This window comes from Acinetobacter sp. YH16044, assembly GCF_013417145.1.
Taxonomy (GTDB): Bacteria; Pseudomonadota; Gammaproteobacteria; order Pseudomonadales; family Moraxellaceae; genus Acinetobacter; species Acinetobacter amyesii.
The window spans coordinates 1-1,130 of record NZ_VPEK01000176.1 but is presented as its reverse complement, the minus strand read 5'-3'; the positions used below and the strand labels follow the sequence as shown (position 1 = coordinate 1,130).

At 43.1% G+C, this 1,130-nt stretch carries 2 protein-coding genes; both read left to right on the top strand.

Annotated features, from left to right (window positions below):
* Window positions 1-194: 194 nt before the first annotated feature.
* Window positions 195-806, top strand: coding sequence for a hypothetical protein (locus FTV38_RS17850; protein WP_180023084.1), 612 nt, complete (start codon window positions 195-197; stop codon window positions 804-806).
* 3 nt (window positions 807-809) lie between these two features.
* On the top strand, window positions 810-1,130 hold a 321-nt coding region (locus tag FTV38_RS17845), incomplete at its 3' end, for a hypothetical protein (protein WP_180023083.1).

The window sequence follows — 1,130 nt, the reverse complement described above, 5'->3', positions numbered from 1 at the left end:
TAAGGATTTTAAAGAGCAGTTACATCAACGTGTTTACCGAGCGGTTGCCAATGGTGAAGTTGCCGATCGGCAAGAATTGGTGCAATGGCTTGAATCGAATCAAATCAATGTCACCCGACAAGTAAAAAATTCCATATCCATTGAAAACCCGTATGAGGGCGCAAAACGTCCTATCCGTTTAGAGGGCGAGATTTATGAGCAAAGCTTTAGAGCTACTGGCGAATATCGACAAGAAGTACAACAACGAATTGAAGAATACAGAGGAACAACTTCTGAGCGGTATCGAGCAAACGTCACAGACTATCAGAGACAGCTTGAACACAAGAGCCAATATCACAGCGACCGCTATCCAACAGTCGGACGAGAAAATAGCCCAGAGCATTCAAAACAACGCCCAGACGGTCGAGAAGGAATTGAGCCAGTATCAAACCTTACTGCAATCGAAATTGAGCCATTTAACGAAATTAAACGAGCAAATACAGAGCCAAGAACAACAAGCCCAGAATCAAGCGGTACAGAAAAAACTTACCATTTTGAATATGGGACTGATTTCAGTAGTAGTTATTTTGCTTATAGCAATTTTCTCGCTTGGTCTCGTCACCAAAAACAAGTACAGCGAGATGCAGACGCTAAATACAGTGATCAACGAGAAGCAAATGAGGGTCGATCATTTGAACCGATCGGGAGGCAGTTTGACGATCAGCACATGCAAGCGACCAGACAGCAAAGCACAACGTCTCTGTATTCAGATCAACAAGAATGCAGGGGAATGGCAGAACGGTTACATGATTCCAATGGGGTACTAAACGATGACGGAATTAGAAACACAATTATTGAGAATCATCGAAGAACAACAGCAACAGTTACTGCAACAACAATCGCAATTGCAGAAGCAACAGCAAGCTTTAGACACAATGCAAACCAAGATTATCCAAGCTTTATCAGCTCAATCAAAGGCAATCGAGAGCGATCAGCAAAGCTTACAGCAAGCACAGAAATCATTAGCGACAATGCAGAAGCAATTTCACGAGCTAGAACGAAGTACAGCAAGCTATACCGAGCAGATCAATGGCAAAGTCCGAGAGATGAGCCTTATCACAGCCAACAACGAAGAAATTCTGGAGAGAATC

Coding starts and splice junctions, on each gene's coding strand:
- FTV38_RS17850 (WP_180023084.1), top strand. CDS start 195: ATGAGCAAAGCTTTAGAGCTACTGGCGAATATCGACAAGAAGTACAAC.